The organism is Bradyrhizobium sp. 6(2017) (assembly GCF_011058295.2).
In the GTDB taxonomy this organism is placed as follows: domain Bacteria; phylum Pseudomonadota; class Alphaproteobacteria; order Rhizobiales; family Xanthobacteraceae; genus Bradyrhizobium; species Bradyrhizobium septentrionale.
Genome location: NZ_CP049289.2, coordinates 1,622,941 through 1,637,874, shown reverse-complemented (window position 1 = coordinate 1,637,874; position 14,934 = coordinate 1,622,941). Strand labels below are relative to the sequence as shown.

The window sequence follows — 14,934 nt, the reverse complement described above, 5'->3', positions numbered from 1 at the left end:
GCTGGGATGTTGCTGCTCCAAAAGCGATGGCCGCCCCGACAATCGACCGGGGCGGCTTTGAGGCTCACTACGCTTCTAGGCCGCCTGGGCGTTCACTGCGGTGACGGCGATCTTGTTGAGAGTTTCGTCCGCCTTCTTCTCGTCAGCCAGCGTCGGGTCAATCAGCTTGACCGCGTCCATGCGGCCAAGCTGGCGGGTTCCGCAGCGGAAGATCTCGTAATGCTCCACCGCTTGCGCCGCCGAAAATGACGGAGTCAGCACCGTCAGGGCGCTCCCTAATGGGTATTGGTCCGATGCCATTTTTCCAGATCGATATCGGACTCGTGACGTTGCTCCTTTTCCGGATTGCCCTCCCATGGCTTGTCCGTCTGTTTGCGTGAGGCCTTGTCGGACCGCTGCCGGGGATCGTCCTTGGGTGTTTCCTGACTCATGTTCGCTCCTGTCAATGGGAAGCAAAGCGGCCTCACAGAGGTGGGTTCCTCGCGGCGGCGCAGGGCTCGCCGGTGGACCGCTTGAATCCTGATCATATCAAATATGGAGAGAACAGTGCGGGAGCAGCGTGAATGCAGCGGCGTCGTTTCAAGCAAACCCAATCGTTGGAAGAACGTCTAGCTGATGAGGCGCAACACCTCCGCCTGCAAGCCGACGCGCTCGCGCTTGGGCCTGATCGGGAAGCTATCTGAAGAAAGCCCTGCAGACTGAAACCAGCTCACATATGGGCGAGCGGCTGCGATCCTCCGAACTCCAGCGGCCGAAGTAACCCACCGCCGCATCCATGCGGTGCTCCTCTAGACCTTCACGATAATGCCGGCTTCGAACGTCCAAGCGACCTGAATTGGGATGTTCGCCGGCGGCGAACGGCAGGGGCCGCGTGTCATGAGGCGGGCCCCTGCCGAAAATCGTCGATCACCAGCTATAGGTGCCGAACCTGAACGCGAGCGTTTGCTTCTGTTCAGTTGTAATCCGAGTATTTGAACTGCGGCAGCGCCTTCAGCTGTTCCTTGTTGCCGCTCATGACGGCGTGGTCAGGCGCCCAATCGTACGCGTTGCGATTCGAGGTGTTGGTCGACGCCGTCCCCGTGGTCGTATCGCGCGCGGTGGTCGAGCTGCTGGTTGAGCTCGTCCGGACCGGCTCTTCGACGAACTTCAACTTGTCCATGGAGACGGCGATGTCGTGTTCGCCCATTCCCAAGAAGCCGCCGATGCCGATAACCACGGCTTCGATCTTGCCGCTCTTATCGACCAGCAGCTCGTTGATGTCGCCAAGCTTCTCGTTAGCCTCGTTGTAGACATTCAGGCCCATCAGCTTCGAGGCGCGCCAGCTTCCGTTAAGCGCCATCTTGGCGTCGGTCGGCCGGCTGGTCGCTGCCGGCGCAACGCGATCCGCCGCCTGAGTGGATTGCGCGAACGCAGAGCCGCCGATCACGGCAGCCCCAATCAGAGCAACGGCAAGAAAGCTTTTCATTGGTCATCTCCTCCAACGTGAGCCGGCAGCCCTTTGGAGGCCCGCCCCTCCAACGTTCCCCGTTGCCACTTGTTCCTGAGTGGAGCGCAGACCCTGGATCCGAAATCGTTAGCGACGTTCGGTGGTAACCAGGCGGACGGCAGCGATCCCCTTACCTTCGGCGCGTAGGCAGGCCTGCGTGAAATGTGGCCACACCTGCTTCGAACAGTCCTCCGCTTCCTTCGCGGCCTCGTTCGTCCGGACTTTCGGCAGCTGGACAGGCGCTTCTTCCGCCAGTGCCGGCGCGGCGAGAAGAATCAAAACGGCCGTCGTTGAGAAAATGGATTTCATGCGCGCCTCGTTGATCAGCAACTCAACGACGGGGCGGCGAAGCCGTTCCGCATCGGGCGGAGCTCAGGACGGATCTTTGGCGCGAGCGACCAGCTCGCGATATCGGGCCTCGTAGTCCTGTGCCATCCGGCTCGACGTAAAGCGATCCTCGAACCGCGCGCGGACTGCTCTTCTGTCCAGTCGGCCCAGATCGTTCACCGCCCTGATCGCCTGCTCCTCGTTGTCGACGATAAAGCCGGTAACGCCGTCTTCAATCACTTCGGGCACCGAGCCCGAGCGGTAGGCGATCACCGGCGTCCCGCACGCCATCGCTTCGATCATGACGAGCCCGAAAGGCTCCGGCCAATTGATCGGAAACAGCAACGCGGCGGCCCCGGCGAGGAACGGTTGTTTCCTCACTTCGTTCACTTCGCCGACAAGTTGGACCTCTTCGCCGTCGATGTTCGGTTCGAGCTTCTTCTTGAAGTAGGCCGTCTCCGCGCGCGGTATCTTGGCGGCGATCCGCAGCGGCATCCCGGCAGCACGTGCAATGCGCATGGCCTCTTCGGGTCCCTTGTCCGCCGTCAGCCGACCGAGAAAAGCCAGGTATGAACCGCGCTCATAGGAGGGACGAAAGAGGTCCTTCGGCAGACCGTGCTGGATCGTCGCGATCCAGTTCGCGTCCGGGAGCAGCCGACGCTGGTTGTCCGAGATCGACACGGAGGCCGCATTCGGAAAGGCCCCGATTACCTCGGCCAGCCCAGGAAGGTCGAGACGTCCGTGCATCGTCGTGAGATAGGGCACGCCCGTCCGGCTCAACACCGGAAGGGACAGCCAGTCGACATGAGAGTGGATCACGTCGAAGTCGCTCGCCCGCGCGGCAATCGCTTCGATCAGCAGCGCGCAGGCGGCGTTCGGATCAACGCCCCTGCCCTAGGCGCAGCGCGCGTGGCCATACCGCGTGAAGACTTCCCTTCGTTTTCGAATCGCCGCTCGCGAACAAAGTGACGTCGTGTCCGAGTTCGACAAGCCCGTCCACCAGCCAGGCGATCACGCGCTCCGTACCGCCATAAAGTTTCGGAGGGACGCTCTCGGCCAACGGAGCTAGCTGGGCGATCCGCATCGGTCTAGGCCCCGAAAGCGCAGCGCAGGACCATCACGATGGCGGCGGAAACGAGCGAATACATCGCAAGCAGCGTCCAACTGGGCCTGGTGCTTACCCGGGCCACCCGCACGACGAGCATCTTCATCGCCCTCAGCATTCGTCGCGGGGAAGTCGGTCCAGGTCGGCGATCCCGAAGCTGGCGAACTCTTCGGAATCGCTCCGTCGCTCTTCCCATCTCCTTTGCAGGGTGGCGCTCCAGCAGGAAGCGCCGGTCATCCAGGGAATCGACGTCGGGGTCCCTTGAGCAGTAGATCGTCCACGCGGTCTCCGCGGCTATCTTCAACACGACTTCGTCGACCATCTTCGCGCTCCGGCGACCGCATTCAATCGCTGGCAACTCAAGGCGGCCCGGAAAGTTTCCGGTTTTTCCCAGTCCTGGACGAAGAGGAGGAGTCAGGACGCCTTCGCACGCGCTCGCGCCCATGCCGCAGCGCGCCGGCGCCCTTGGCGGTAGCTTCCAGAGTCCTTGAAGCGACGCGAGTGCGAGCGCCGGTTTCGAAATGCGAGATGTCTTCGGAAACCTCGTCGAATACGGCGCGCAGAAGCGCAGTCGTGGCCCGGATCGAACATGAAACCGCTAAAGGCGATCATAAAACTCAGTTGGCGAATTCAACATTGTTAACGCCGCCACTTCAGATGCCTCTTTGTGCAGCTCTTCTCGCGCCGCAGCATTCCGGACCGAACTCCTCTGCGTGGAGGCGTTGTGTTTTAAGCGCTAAGCTTCGAACGACGGTGCCCGGCGCCGAGCTCCCATTGCCGCTCTCCGCCGAGGACAGCAGCAACCATTGCCTATTTTTCCCGTTATCGGCGGGGCATGCGCAATATGAAAGGAGTCCCGATGAAGAAGATTGCAATGTCGGCGCTGACGGTCGGCGCCCTGGGTCTGGCCTCGTAGCCACGACGTCTCCGGCCGAAGCTCACTGGCGAGGTGGCTGGGGCGGCTGGGGACCGGGTATTGCCGGCGACCTGGTCGCGGGCGCCGTGATCGGCGGGCTTGCCTCCTCGGCGTACGGCTGGGGACCCGACGACGGCTATTACGGTGGCGCCGGCTACTATGGCGCAGGCAATTATGGCGGTCCCTACGCCTACGATTATGGCTACGACGAACCCTATCGCTCGGGCGGCGGCTACACCACGACCTACTACACGGCGCCCGTATCCTACGGCTACCGTTATCGCCGCGTCGTGCGCCCGTCCTACGCCTATTACCGCGGATCCTATCCGGTCGTGCGTCAACGCTGGCATCGCCACCACCACTGGTGAAACTAGTCCATCCAAACGCAACGAAGGCCGCGCACCAAGGGCGCGGCCTTTTAGCAATGGGGCCCGTCTTCCGCTCACCAATCTCCGAAGAACAGGTCGTGGCGTTCGAAAGCCAGCCGACCGGGAGCTCTTCTCGACATCCTCGTCAGCCGCTTGACACGCGAGCGCGGCTCCGCCCGGGACCTGGTCTGCGTTTCTTTGTTAATCTCGGAAGGAGGCGCTGCAGGGAGGGCTGCCATCACCTCCCGCATCGGCTGCTGCGGTTCGTTGCTCGTCGGCTCGGCCTGCACGATCTGCAGGGCGTCGGCGCACGGACGCGTGTCGAAGACGATCTTCTCCGGAAGACTTGTCGCCGAGCTGATCCGGATGGTGGTCCTATCGGGATCGGCTGCGCCGGCATGCTCGACGGGAGCCGGCAGATACCGGTCCGCCGCGAAGAGCAGCGCCAGCAGCAGTCCGCCGACGAAGGCGAAGTATCGGATGATGGGCATGGACGGGCGCTCGCAAGGAAGAGATCTGGAAATAGGCCGGGACCGGATCGGCACGTGGGCCGATTTTTCCCGCCTCGAAGGATTCAGTCGATCTCCTGTACGACCGTGCGCGTCGACGGATCGACCAGCCTCACGCGTTCGCCCGAGTAGACGTAGCGGTACTTGGTGAGCGACGGACCCCAATCGGCAGGCACGGCCTCGAGCTCGACCTCGCGCGGCACGGGTTGGCCCACCACGATCTTAACGCGGGTCTGCACGGGGCGGACCTTGTGTTCGGTCACGTCGGAGCGGATCTTCGTGCGATATTCCGGCTCGATCTGCACGGCGGCAGCAGGACCCGTGCCGGTGGCGGTTACGACCGTGGACTGCGCCATCGCGCCCACCGAGATCATCGCCATCGCGGTCGTCAGTAGAAGCTGGTTCATGTTTTTCTCCCGCCGCCATATCAGGCAGCATCGAGAACCTTCGAAATGATGGCAAGGTTCCGCAATCGGCGCCCGAGGAAGTGATCTTTTGCAGTCGAATCCGGGCCCTTCGTGAACTCATTCTCGCGCGTCGGAACATTCCGGTCGGACATTGGTTCGCCCAAGTTCCGGGCGGCGAACTTGTAGCTCCCAAGCAGGCGTTTGTTCACGTAGGTTCTGCTGATGTCACCGTCCGATCCATTCAGGAGTGCTCACGATCGACGCCAACGAAGGCTATTGCTCGTGTTGGCTTTGGGATTTGTTGTTTTCGGCGCCGCTGCGGCCGCCCTCTTCTACGTCTTGCAGCCCGAGACCCTCTCGATCGCCGTCGGACCCGCAGGGAGCGACGATCATCAGGTGGTCCAAGCGATGGCCGAGGCTTTCGGCGATGAAAGCAGGACCGTTAGGCTCTCCCCGATCACGACCGAAGGAGCGGCCGAATCCTTGGCTCTGCTCGGCGCCGGCAAAGCCGACCTGGCGATAGGTCGCGGCGACCTTGGCATGCCGGCCGACGCGCAGACACTGGCGGTCCTGCGGAAGAACTACGTTGTCCTGTGGTCGCCCTCCGGGCGACCGGGCAAAGACTCCAAGAAGAAGGCCAGCGGCAAGATCGGGGAGATCGCCGATCTGGCGGGTCGCAAGGTCGCCATCATCGGAAGGACCGGAGCCAACCTCGAACTGCTACGGACTATTCTTGTCGCCTCCGGCGTGGAGCCGGACAAGGTTGCGACGGTCCAATTCAGGACCGACGAAATCGAAAAGCTTGCGCAGGACCCCGCTCTCGACGCCTATCTCGCCGTCGGCCCGCTCGACAGCCGGATCACTGCGGCCGCGATCGCCGCGACTTCGCGATCGCGCGGAGTTCCGAAGTTTCTTCCGGTCGAAGCATCCGAGGCCATCGCTCTGAAGCACGCCCGCTACGAAGCCGAGGAGATTCCGGGCAGTGTTTTCAATGCGAAACCGGCCTGGCCCGAGGACAAGGTCGACACCATCAGCGTCAACCATCTCATCCTGGCCAGGAAAGAACTGTCCGAAGCCAAGGCGGCGGCCTTCTACCGGCAGCTTTTCGCTGTCCGCGACACGATCGCGCACCGCGTTGCCGGCGCCGCGCACGTCACGAAGCCCGAGACGGAGAAGGAGGCGGAGCCCTCCGTGCACCGGGGCGCCGCGGCGGTCATCAACGGGACCGAGCGGACCTTTCTGGACAAGTACAGCGACTACTTCTGGTTTGCCTTGCTTCTTCTTTCCGGGATCGGTTCGGCAGCCGCCTGGCTGCGTCGCTATCTGAACCGCGACGACCGGGACGACACCACCAGCCATCGCAACCGCATTCTGGCCGTAGTCCGGGAGGTTCGCGATGCCGAGTCCGAACATGACCTACTGGCGTCGCAGCGCGAAGTCGATGCGATCATCGGCGAGACGCTGAAGTGCTACGATGATGGAACGCTCGAACAAGAGGACCTGGCGGCATTCGGTCTGGTCCTTGAACTGTACGATCATGCCGTCGCCGAAAGGCGAGCGACGCTGCTGAGCGGCCCCACGGATCAGACAAAGGCTTCGGGTCCAACCGTTGCATCTCGCCGATAGGCGCCCTCCGGGAACACGAATCTCTACCAGGCCCATCGGCCGCTATTGCCAGGGACATTGATTTTCCTCCCATGACGGGTCGAGGGTCCGATCGATCCGGTGGAGTTCAATGCAAAAGCAGCGGACTACTTTCTATCCTAGTTCGAGCCCAGGCCTCGTCTCCGTGCGCCCGGCGCTTGTTCATCGCTTTTGCAACAACGCCGACAGCATAGTGTCGTCGTTCAGGATCGAAAAAACCTCCCGGGACGAGAGATGCGCAACGCCCTGCTCGAACGTGTCGCTCGCTTCGACCTTGGCACGGCCGACCGCCAGGTTTGCATCGATCGTGTCAGGTCGAGCGGCGCGAGGAGGCGGCAGCTGCGCGATGTGGAAGGCTAGGAGTGCGGCGTCTTCTCGTAACTCCACCAACGCGGGTTTGATTCCTACATCCACCGACGCGCTCAATTCGTTCGCCCGAAGCAGGACCGGAGGGGGCGCTCGTTCTTCGGGGGTGGCGAACAACTTGCCGGTCGTGGGCCTGGTAGTCAGCGCGCCTATGGGAACGGCAAACAGCAGCCCTGCGATGACCGGCGACATCCAGAGCAGAAGTGGCAGCGAAACGGCGTACGCGCCTGCCGCCATCGCTATGCCGCACAAGGTCGGAATGCCGTATTTTCGATAGAGTTCGCGGCGCTCCACGGTGCCGTCATCGCGCCTCTGCGTCTGCCACCCCGCGTCGCGGCCGGCCAGAATCTCGGCGACCGCGATGGACTGGAAGATCATCATCACGGGCGCCATCAGGGCGGACAACACAATCTCCGCGAAAACTCCGGCCGAGGCACGCAATGCCCCGCCGAATTGACTCCGTACCGAGCACCGCGTCCATAGCAGGGCCAGGCTGAGCAGCTTTGGCAACAGCAGCAGACCCATGGTGACGACGAACACCCAGATTGCGAGCACGGGATCCTGGGCCGGCCACGTGGGAAACAGCGAGAAACCCTTAGGAAAATACTCCGGTCGGACGAAGCGGGCCTGCAGCGAGATCAGCATTCCCAGCAGCAGGAACATAAGCCAAAGCGGCGCCATCAGATAGGCCCCGATGCCCACCATGAAATGCAGGCGCGACACCCAATGGAGACCTCGTGCAGGGACCACAGCGAGATGTTGGAGGTTGCCCTGACACCAGCGCCGGTCGCGCGCGGCGAAGTCAAGGAGCGAAGGCGGCACCTCTTCGTAGCTTCCGCCGAGCGTCGGCAGCATGTAGATGCCCCACCCAGCGCGCCGCATCAGCGCGGCCTCGACGAAATCGTGGCTCAAGATGTGCCCGCCGAACGGCCTGCGCCCGCGCAGCTGCGGTAGCGAGGCTGCTTCAGCAAATGCCCTCACGCGGATGATCGCGTTGTGTCCCCAATAATTGCTTTCCGAGCCGTGCCACCAGGCGACGCCGGCGGCGATTATCGGTCCATACAGGCGGCCTGCGAATTGCTGAACACGGCTGAAAAGACTTCTTGCGTTGACGATCATCGGCAGAGTCTGAACGAGGCCGGCGGTCGGATTGGCCTCAATGGCATGGACTAACCGTACGATGGTCTGCCCGGTCATGAGACTGTCGGCATCGAGCACGATCATGAAGTCGTAGCTGGCGCCGAACCGCGTGATCCACTCGGAGATGTTGCCGGCTTTCCGCGCCGTGTTGTCGGCTCGATGCCGATAGTACAGCCGCGGCCCTCCAACGGCCTCTCGCAACGCGAGAAGCGCTTTTTCCTCGGCCACCCAGATGTCCGGATCGGTGCTGTCGCTCAGAACGAACCAGTCGAACAGCTTTCCGTGCGAGGTCGCGTTCAAGGATTCGATGATCGCGCGCAGCCGTGCCGTCAACCGATGCGCATCTTCGTTGTAGGTGGGAAGCAGCATCGCGGTGCGGCTTGCGATGGCCGGCGGTTCGGTGGCAGACGCTAATGCGTCCTCGTCCGGACGGTAGGCCAGCAGCACAAAGAAGCCGGCTACCGCGGACGAGAATGAAAAGGCGACCCAGGCGAGCAGGATCAGGAACAGCGCCAGCACCATTGCTTCGAGAACCGTGACGCCGCCGACCTGCAGCACACGATACATCTCATACCCGCCCGCCCCGGTGAGCGCGGCCGTCGAGAGGAGGATGATGCTGCGCCGCCATACCATGGTGGTCGCGACCGGCGCAGGAACGCGGTCCGATACCCGGTTCTTTCCGAGATCGCCCGGAGCCATGGGAAGGGGGGACTCGCGCGGCAAGAGCCTTTGGCTTGCGATATCACCGGCGATCGGTTGCGGTGCGGTGCTCAGGGTGCCCATCGATAAACCCAGACTTCCGACAAGGGCTTGTCGCCTTCCGCCAGAAACGCCCGCAGCTCGATCGGCTCCCCCTTCACCTGGCACTGGAAACTCAGCCGCCAACCACCGGTGTAAGGATTGGGCTGCGTGACGATATTCTTCACCTCGGACTTCTCTGCAGTCACGACGCCTTTGACGCCCGCAGGGTCGACGCCTTTCAGGTTCTCGCCGACCAGGTCGAGGACGAAGAGGCGGTCGTCTTGGCCCCTGGCCCCGATGCCTGTACGGGTGAAACGGGCGAGCGAATGCTCCTTCGGGCTGTCCGGTCCCCAGTGCAGCCGATAGGTGTAGTTGTGTTCGCCCTTGGCCTGCAGCGGGTTCTTGGGCCGCCAGAAAGTGGCGATGTTGTCGTGGACCTCCTCCTTAGTTGGGATCTCGAACAGCGTGACGCCGCCCTCGCCCCAGTCCCCGATCGGCTCCATCCAGAGACTGGGTCGTTTCTCGAAACCTGATTCGATGTCCTGGTAGGCGAAGAAGTTTCTCTCCCGCTGCATCAACCCAAACCCGCGGGGATTGAGATCCTGAAAAGTGCTGATCTGGAGGTCGCGGGGGTTGCTGAGCGGCCGCCAGAGGCTTTCGCCCTTCCCGTTGAAGATCGCAAGGCCGTCGGAGTCGTGGACGGATGGACGGAAATCGTCGATGTCGTTGCGGTCGTTGGGACCGTAGAAGAACATGCTGGTCATGGGCGCGAGCCCGGCCCGCTGCATTTCGGCGCGCGGGTAGACAGACATTTCGACGTCGAAGACCGTCGTTTCCCCGGGCCGCACTGTGAACCGGTAGCTCGCTGCGCAGCTTTTGCTGTCGAGCAGCGCATGGATCACCAACGATGTCGAACCCGGCGCCGGCCGCTCGAGCCAGAAGGCCTTGAAGAGCGGAAATTCCTCGCCCTTGGCTTCACCCGTATCGATCGAAAGCCCGCGAGCGGAAAGCCCGTACGTCTGTCCTTTGGCGACGGCGCGGAAATAGCTTGCGCCCAGGAAGACGCAGACCTCGTCGTAATAGTCGGCCCGGTTCATGGGGGCGTGTACGCGGAAGCCGGCGAAGCCGAGATCGACGTCGTCGAACGCCGGGACCTTCGCGCCGAACGAGAAATCCGCCTTGCGGTACTTGAGCTCGGTCGCTTTTCCGTCCGCGACCTCGAAGATGTTCACTCTGTTCTTGTAGAAGAAGCCGCGATGGAAGAACTGCGCTTCAAACGGAAGGCTCTTGCCGCGCCAAAGTGCGCGCTCGGGCAAAAAGCGGATCGAACGGTATTGATCGTAGTCGAGGTCGTTCAATCCGCTCGGCAGCCTCTCGTCCGGGGCCTCGTACGTTTTGCCCGCCAGCATACGGGCCAAGTCCCTCACCGTGGACGGCCCGAACGCCTCATCCGACGGACGAGCGGCGGCGAAACCGCTCTGCGAAGCGAGCAGCAACGCCGGCAGCACCGCCGACCCTTGAACAAGCTGGCGTCGGTTCACGTACTCTCCTATTCGTTACCGCTGCCGCGGCCAAGAAACGACTGTCGGTCGCGCCCGCGAGTTCCACCGCCCGGCCACACTGGCGCGAGGACAAGTGCGCAGATTGGCATCCTCCAAAATGCGCTTGTCATCTTCGGAGAGTTGTTCACCGGCCTCAAAGTCAAAATCCTCGCGGGCCTCGCGGCGCCACTTGACCTGACCCTTGCTGTTGAAATCCGCCTTGCACCACTTCTGGAGCTTGTCAAAAATCTGTTCGGCATCGGACGGCGTCTCGTGCTCGCCCTCATCGCCCGTACCGTAGCCGCCCGCTTCGTTCAGCATCAAAATTCATCCATTCGGATTGAATTTTGACGCTATCATCGGGCTGGAAATGATTTTCTCGCTTGGGGACGAGCGGTTTTGTGAGTCAGCACCAAACAGATTTCGCGCAAGTCCTCATCGGCCGCTTACCTAAAGCCAATGAATGATAAGATAGCGCCAATCACGACAATCAAACCGATCAAGTAAATAATCCCATTCATAACCAATCCCTCCTCCAGTTTCAGTTCTGCACTTCAAGCCGGGCCGGTCTCGAAAGTTCCCAGCGCAACCCGCTGCGTTTTATTCGAATCCGAAACGCACTGCGGGGCCTGGTCGCAGGAACATTGCTTTACCTGTGATGTTAGACGCCAATTCGATGACCCAGGAGGAGAACCATGAGGACTTTGTTTTTGACTGGCGCATTGGCGGTTGCCGGGCTTGCCCTCGTCACGCCAATGATCACAACACCCGCATCAGCTCAAGTTGCAGTTGAGACCCCGTTTGGCGGAGTGGCGGTGGGACCGAACCGTGGCTATTACCGCGACTACGATCGCCCCGCTTATCGTGCCTACGGCTACGATCGCGGCTATCGCGATTGCCGCACCGTCACGATCGAGCGTGACGACGGGTCCGTTCGCAGGGTCCGCCGTTGCGACTAGCTTCTTTTAACTATTAAGGCCGCCACGTTGGCGGCCTTTTCCATCTGCCAGACTTGGTGCCCATATGGGCGATTATCCAACTCGGCAACCTGTCCTTCGATGTCTCTGATTACTTCTACAAGCAAAAGCCGCAGGGCAGCAGGAACTCCTTCATCTACACGGCGTTTTCGCGCAGGTTCGGATGTTGAGATCGCGAAGACATGAAATGGATTCTAGTCGTATTGGTTGGTGGCGTAGCACCAATTCAAACCGATATTGTGTTCGAGAAGCTCTCGGATTGCCTGACCGCTGAGCAGCAGTTGCGACAGACTTATGCGAACGCCTACGGCGCTTTGAGTCTACGCTCGATGATGGATGACGACCAGTTCGACAGGCGCCGTGGCCGCCACCACCGCCGAGCTCGAGAGGACGCGGCCGGAAAACTCGCGAATGCCGGGACCTGCATTCCGCATACGGGGACGGATCAGCCAATCACCTCTCTGGATCAACCCGCGCCGGCGCCTCAAACTCCCGCACCGTCGCCAAGTTCAAAGCCATAGAATCAGGAACACCTCTCCGGCGACGCCACTGTTCCCCGGATGCGACAAGAACCACCACCCGATGCCGAGCTTCGTCCGTAGCGCTCGCGCGGCGGCGGCGCCGCGCCGGCCGTGACCGCAATGGGTGCGCATCAGGCCGAAGGCGTCGCCGTTGTGGATTGGCACCTAGCTCACTATCGAGAAATTGGAAGCCGTGAGAGTGCTGGCGCTAGCTCCGTTGAGCCACACTGCCGTATCGCCATCGACCTGAACGACGAAGTATGCACCGTTCTGATAGGAGTGCGACAGAACGTCGGCAAAGGACGTAAAACCAGACCCGTTCATCTGAACGATATCGGTAGTCGCGTTCCAGTCCTGCACCACCTGGACGCTGGGTACATCGTTGACGACGTATGTGTCGGCACCGATACGGGGTGTCCCGCTCCCGTCAAAATAGTAATTCACACCCGTGCCGCCGTCGAAATAATCGCTGCCGGGGCCGCCGATCAGGACGTCGACGCCGTCGCCGCCGTACATCGTGTCGTTACCGAAACCACCGTAGAAATAATCGTTGCCCGAATATCCGTAGAGAACATCATCGCCGGCGTCCCCGCTGAAGACGTCCATTCAGCCGATCCGACGCCAACGTCATTGCCGTCACCGCCATAGCTCGATCCACCGCCGGCGCTCATATAAATCCACCCGCGGTTCCCGTGTTCATCCGCGGGGCAACCCGGAAAGGCGATAAGGAACCTTCTGATATCACACATGTTATCAGGTTATGATCGGAATTGTCGCAGAACCAAAATCGCGCGACGGCGAAAGCCTGCACGACAACAAGAAATCGCGCGCGGCGAAGGCTCCAATCGCGGAGGTCGTCGCCGAGGACGGCGGCGAGGTCGAACCGCCGCCGCCAGAGGTCGTCGAGCCTGACCCGGAGCTCACGCCGGAAGAAGCGGAGCAAGTCCGCAAGGAATACCTCCTCACTCGCTTCTGGATCAGCGCCCGCGGCTATTGGGGACGCAAGGGCGATCGCCTCGCCTGGCCGTTCTCGATCGGTCTGCTGGTCTTGATTGTCGGCACAGTTGGCTTCCAATACGGCATCAATATCTGGAATCGCGCGATCTTCGATGCCATCGAGAAGCGCGATTCGGCCGCGGTATTTCGTCTCACCGCGATCTTCTTTCCGCTCGCGATCGGCAGCGTCGCGCTCGGCGTCGCACAGGTGTTCGCCCGCATGAGCATCCAGCGGCGCTGGCGCACCTGGCTGACCACTTCCGTCATCTCGCGCTGGCTAACCAATGGCCGCTATTACCAGCTCAACCTTGTCAGTGGCGACCACAAGAACCCCGAATATCGCATCGCCGAGGACTTGCGGATCGCGACCGATTCGCCCGTCGATTTCATCGCCGGCGTAACATCGGCTTTTCTCTCGGCCTCGACCTTCATCCTCGTGCTCTGGAGCATTGGCGGCGCGCTCACCGTGACGCTCGGGGGCTCGACGCTCACAATCCCCGGCTTTCTCGTTATTGCGGCCTTCGTCTATGCCGCCATCGCCTCCGGCTCTATCATGGTGATCGGGCGCCGCTTCGTGCAGATCTCCGAGGACAAGAACCAAGCCGAGGCCGAATTCCGCTCCACGCTGACGCGCCTGCGCGAGAATGGCGAGAGTATTGCGCTGCTTGGCGGTGAGGACGAAGAGCGCGACGGCATCGACAAGACTTTTGCCAATGTGCTGCGGCAGTGGGCGCGGCTTGCGGGCCAACACATGCGCACCACGCTGGTGTCGCAGGGATCGAGCCTCATTGCTCCGGTTGTTCCGATCCTGCTCTGCGCACCGAAGTTCCTTGACGGCAGCATGACGCTTGGACAGGTCATGCAGGCCGCGTCCGCCTTCACCATCGTGCAAAGCGCCTTTGGCTGGCTGGTCGACAATTATCCGCGGCTCGCCGACTGGAACGCTTGTGCGCGCCGTATTGCCTCGCTGATGATGTCGCTCGACGGACTGGAGCGCGCCGAGCAGGCCGACGGCTTCGGCCGGATCCGGCGTGGCAAGAACGAGGGTGAGGCCATGCTCACCTTGAACGACCTCAAGGTATCGCTCGACGACGGCACGGCCGTGGTCGACGAGACCGAGGTGGTGGTCGAGCCCGGCGAGCGGTTACTGGTTGCCGGCGAATCCGGATCAGGCAAGAGCACGCTGGTGCGCGCCATCGCCGGGCTTTGGCCATGGGGCTCCGGCAGCGTCAATTTCCATCCTGACCGGCGGCTGTTCATGCTTCCGCAGCGGCCTTACATACCCTCGGGCACGCTGCGCCGCGCCGTCGCCTATCCCGGTGCGGCCGACGACTGGAACGTGGAGCAGATCGGCGAAGCCCTGCACAAGGTCGGCCTCGATCACCTTAGGGACAAGATCGAGGACGACGCGCCATGGGACCAGACACTGTCGGGCGGCGAAAAGCAGCGCCTCGCTTTTGCGCGGCTGTTGCTGCACAACCCCGACATCGTGGTGCTGGACGAGGCGACGTCCGCGCTCGACGAAAAGAGCCAGGACAAGATGATGGACATCGTCATCAAGGAATTGCCCGAAGCCACCATCGTCAGCGTCGCCCACCGCGTCGAACTGGAAGCGTTCCACAGCCGCAAGATCGTGCTGGAGCGGCGCAAGGGCGGCGCCAAGCTCGTCAGCGATATCGACCTGATTCCACGCAAGAGCAAGCGCCGACTGCTCGGCCGCTTCCTGCGCCATCGCAACGCGCCGAAGAAAAGCGGCGTGAGTGGCTGAGCACGGCTACTTTGGTGCCTCTGCACCCTGACGCCGTCAAGGCTATCGAATAGCGCAGCTTGTCCGTTGGTAGCCCTTCGCTGAGGCACGCCTCAGGAAAAAATGCGCTTACATCGCGGCCA

16 protein-coding genes and 1 pseudogene are annotated in these 14,934 nt (G+C 62.0%); 4 read left to right on the top strand and 13 right to left on the bottom strand.

Going from position 1 to position 14,934, the window contains the following annotated elements:
- Window positions 1-75: 75 nt before the first annotated feature.
- From G6P99_RS07610 to G6P99_RS07585, 6 genes and pseudogenes are all read right to left on the bottom strand, one after another.
- Entirely contained in the window at window positions 76-300 is a 225-nt protein-coding gene (locus G6P99_RS07610; protein ID WP_166460127.1) for a DUF892 family protein, read from the bottom strand.
- Entirely contained in the window at window positions 276-431 is a 156-nt protein-coding gene (locus tag G6P99_RS07605; protein ID WP_165127704.1) for a hypothetical protein, read from the bottom strand. The genes G6P99_RS07610 and G6P99_RS07605 overlap by 25 nt, the downstream gene beginning before the upstream one ends.
- Window positions 432-952: 521 nt before the next feature.
- A complete protein-coding gene (locus tag G6P99_RS07600) occupies window positions 953-1,465 on the bottom strand; it encodes a PRC-barrel domain-containing protein (RefSeq protein WP_165127702.1) in 513 nt (170 codons plus the stop codon).
- Between the two features lie 108 nt (window positions 1,466-1,573).
- Window positions 1,574-1,795, bottom strand: a complete 222-nt coding sequence (locus G6P99_RS07595; protein ID WP_165127700.1) for a hypothetical protein — start codon at window positions 1,793-1,795, stop codon at window positions 1,574-1,576.
- A 63-nt stretch (window positions 1,796-1,858) separates the two neighbouring features.
- Window positions 1,859-2,897, bottom strand: a pseudogene (locus tag G6P99_RS07590) (glycosyltransferase family 4 protein).
- A gap of 4 nt (window positions 2,898-2,901) precedes the next feature.
- On the bottom strand, window positions 2,902-3,240 hold the full coding sequence (locus G6P99_RS07585) for a hypothetical protein (RefSeq protein WP_246709467.1): 339 nt from the start codon (window positions 3,238-3,240) through the stop codon (window positions 2,902-2,904).
- A 680-nt stretch (window positions 3,241-3,920) separates the two neighbouring features.
- On the opposite strand from G6P99_RS07585, the gene G6P99_RS07580 reads away from it, so the two are divergent.
- The gene (locus tag G6P99_RS07580; protein WP_205751570.1) at window positions 3,921-4,202 is read left to right on the top strand and encodes a hypothetical protein; all 282 of its coding nucleotides are present in this window, start codon (window positions 3,921-3,923) and stop codon (window positions 4,200-4,202) included.
- 74 nt (window positions 4,203-4,276) lie between these two features.
- Here G6P99_RS07580 and G6P99_RS07575 read toward each other — a convergent pair whose 3' ends face one another.
- From G6P99_RS07575 to G6P99_RS07565, 3 genes are all read right to left on the bottom strand, one after another.
- The gene (locus G6P99_RS07575) at window positions 4,277-4,693 is read right to left on the bottom strand and encodes a hypothetical protein (RefSeq protein WP_165127698.1); all 417 of its coding nucleotides are present in this window, start codon (window positions 4,691-4,693) and stop codon (window positions 4,277-4,279) included.
- Window positions 4,694-4,776: 83 nt separating this feature from the next.
- On the bottom strand, window positions 4,777-5,118 hold the full coding sequence (locus G6P99_RS07570; RefSeq protein WP_165127696.1) for a DUF1236 domain-containing protein: 342 nt from the start codon (window positions 5,116-5,118) through the stop codon (window positions 4,777-4,779).
- A gap of 20 nt (window positions 5,119-5,138) precedes the next feature.
- Window positions 5,139-5,327, bottom strand: coding sequence for a hypothetical protein (locus G6P99_RS07565; protein ID WP_165127694.1), 189 nt, complete (start codon window positions 5,325-5,327; stop codon window positions 5,139-5,141).
- Between the two features lie 13 nt (window positions 5,328-5,340).
- Here G6P99_RS07565 and G6P99_RS07560 point away from each other — a divergent pair, with 13 nt between their 5' ends.
- The gene (locus tag G6P99_RS07560) at window positions 5,341-6,744 is read left to right on the top strand and encodes a TAXI family TRAP transporter solute-binding subunit (RefSeq protein ID WP_165127692.1); all 1,404 of its coding nucleotides are present in this window, start codon (window positions 5,341-5,343) and stop codon (window positions 6,742-6,744) included.
- A gap of 180 nt (window positions 6,745-6,924) precedes the next feature.
- Here the strand turns inward: G6P99_RS07560 and mdoH are convergent, their stop codons facing one another.
- Genes mdoH through G6P99_RS07545 form a run of 3 tightly spaced genes read right to left on the bottom strand, consistent with a single transcriptional unit; the run spans window position 6,925 to window position 10,871 of the window.
- Window positions 6,925-9,051: a glucans biosynthesis glucosyltransferase MdoH gene (gene mdoH, locus G6P99_RS07555; protein ID WP_165127690.1), complete on the bottom strand. Its 2,127-nt coding sequence runs from the start codon at window positions 9,049-9,051 to the stop codon at window positions 6,925-6,927.
- Window positions 9,039-10,550, bottom strand: a complete 1,512-nt coding sequence (locus G6P99_RS07550) for a glucan biosynthesis protein G (protein ID WP_165127688.1) — start codon at window positions 10,548-10,550, stop codon at window positions 9,039-9,041. The genes mdoH and G6P99_RS07550 overlap by 13 nt, the downstream gene beginning before the upstream one ends.
- Window positions 10,551-10,565: 15 nt before the next feature.
- Window positions 10,566-10,871, bottom strand: a complete 306-nt coding sequence (locus G6P99_RS07545; RefSeq protein ID WP_165127686.1) for a hypothetical protein — start codon at window positions 10,869-10,871, stop codon at window positions 10,566-10,568.
- Between the two features lie 374 nt (window positions 10,872-11,245).
- Between G6P99_RS07545 and G6P99_RS07540 the strand changes: the two genes are divergently transcribed.
- Window positions 11,246-11,509 (top strand): hypothetical protein, encoded by a 264-nt coding sequence (locus tag G6P99_RS07540; RefSeq protein ID WP_156928861.1) that lies wholly within the window; start codon window positions 11,246-11,248, stop codon window positions 11,507-11,509.
- 704 nt (window positions 11,510-12,213) lie between these two features.
- Here G6P99_RS07540 and G6P99_RS07535 read toward each other — a convergent pair.
- Window positions 12,214-12,654, bottom strand: coding sequence for a calcium-binding protein (locus tag G6P99_RS07535; protein WP_165129274.1), 441 nt, complete (start codon window positions 12,652-12,654; stop codon window positions 12,214-12,216).
- 154 nt (window positions 12,655-12,808) lie between these two features.
- On the opposite strand from G6P99_RS07535, the gene G6P99_RS07530 reads away from it, so the two are divergent.
- Entirely contained in the window at window positions 12,809-14,812 is a 2,004-nt protein-coding gene (locus G6P99_RS07530; protein ID WP_084518638.1) for an ABC transporter ATP-binding protein/permease, read from the top strand.
- The last annotated feature ends 122 nt before the right edge of the window (window positions 14,813-14,934 follow it).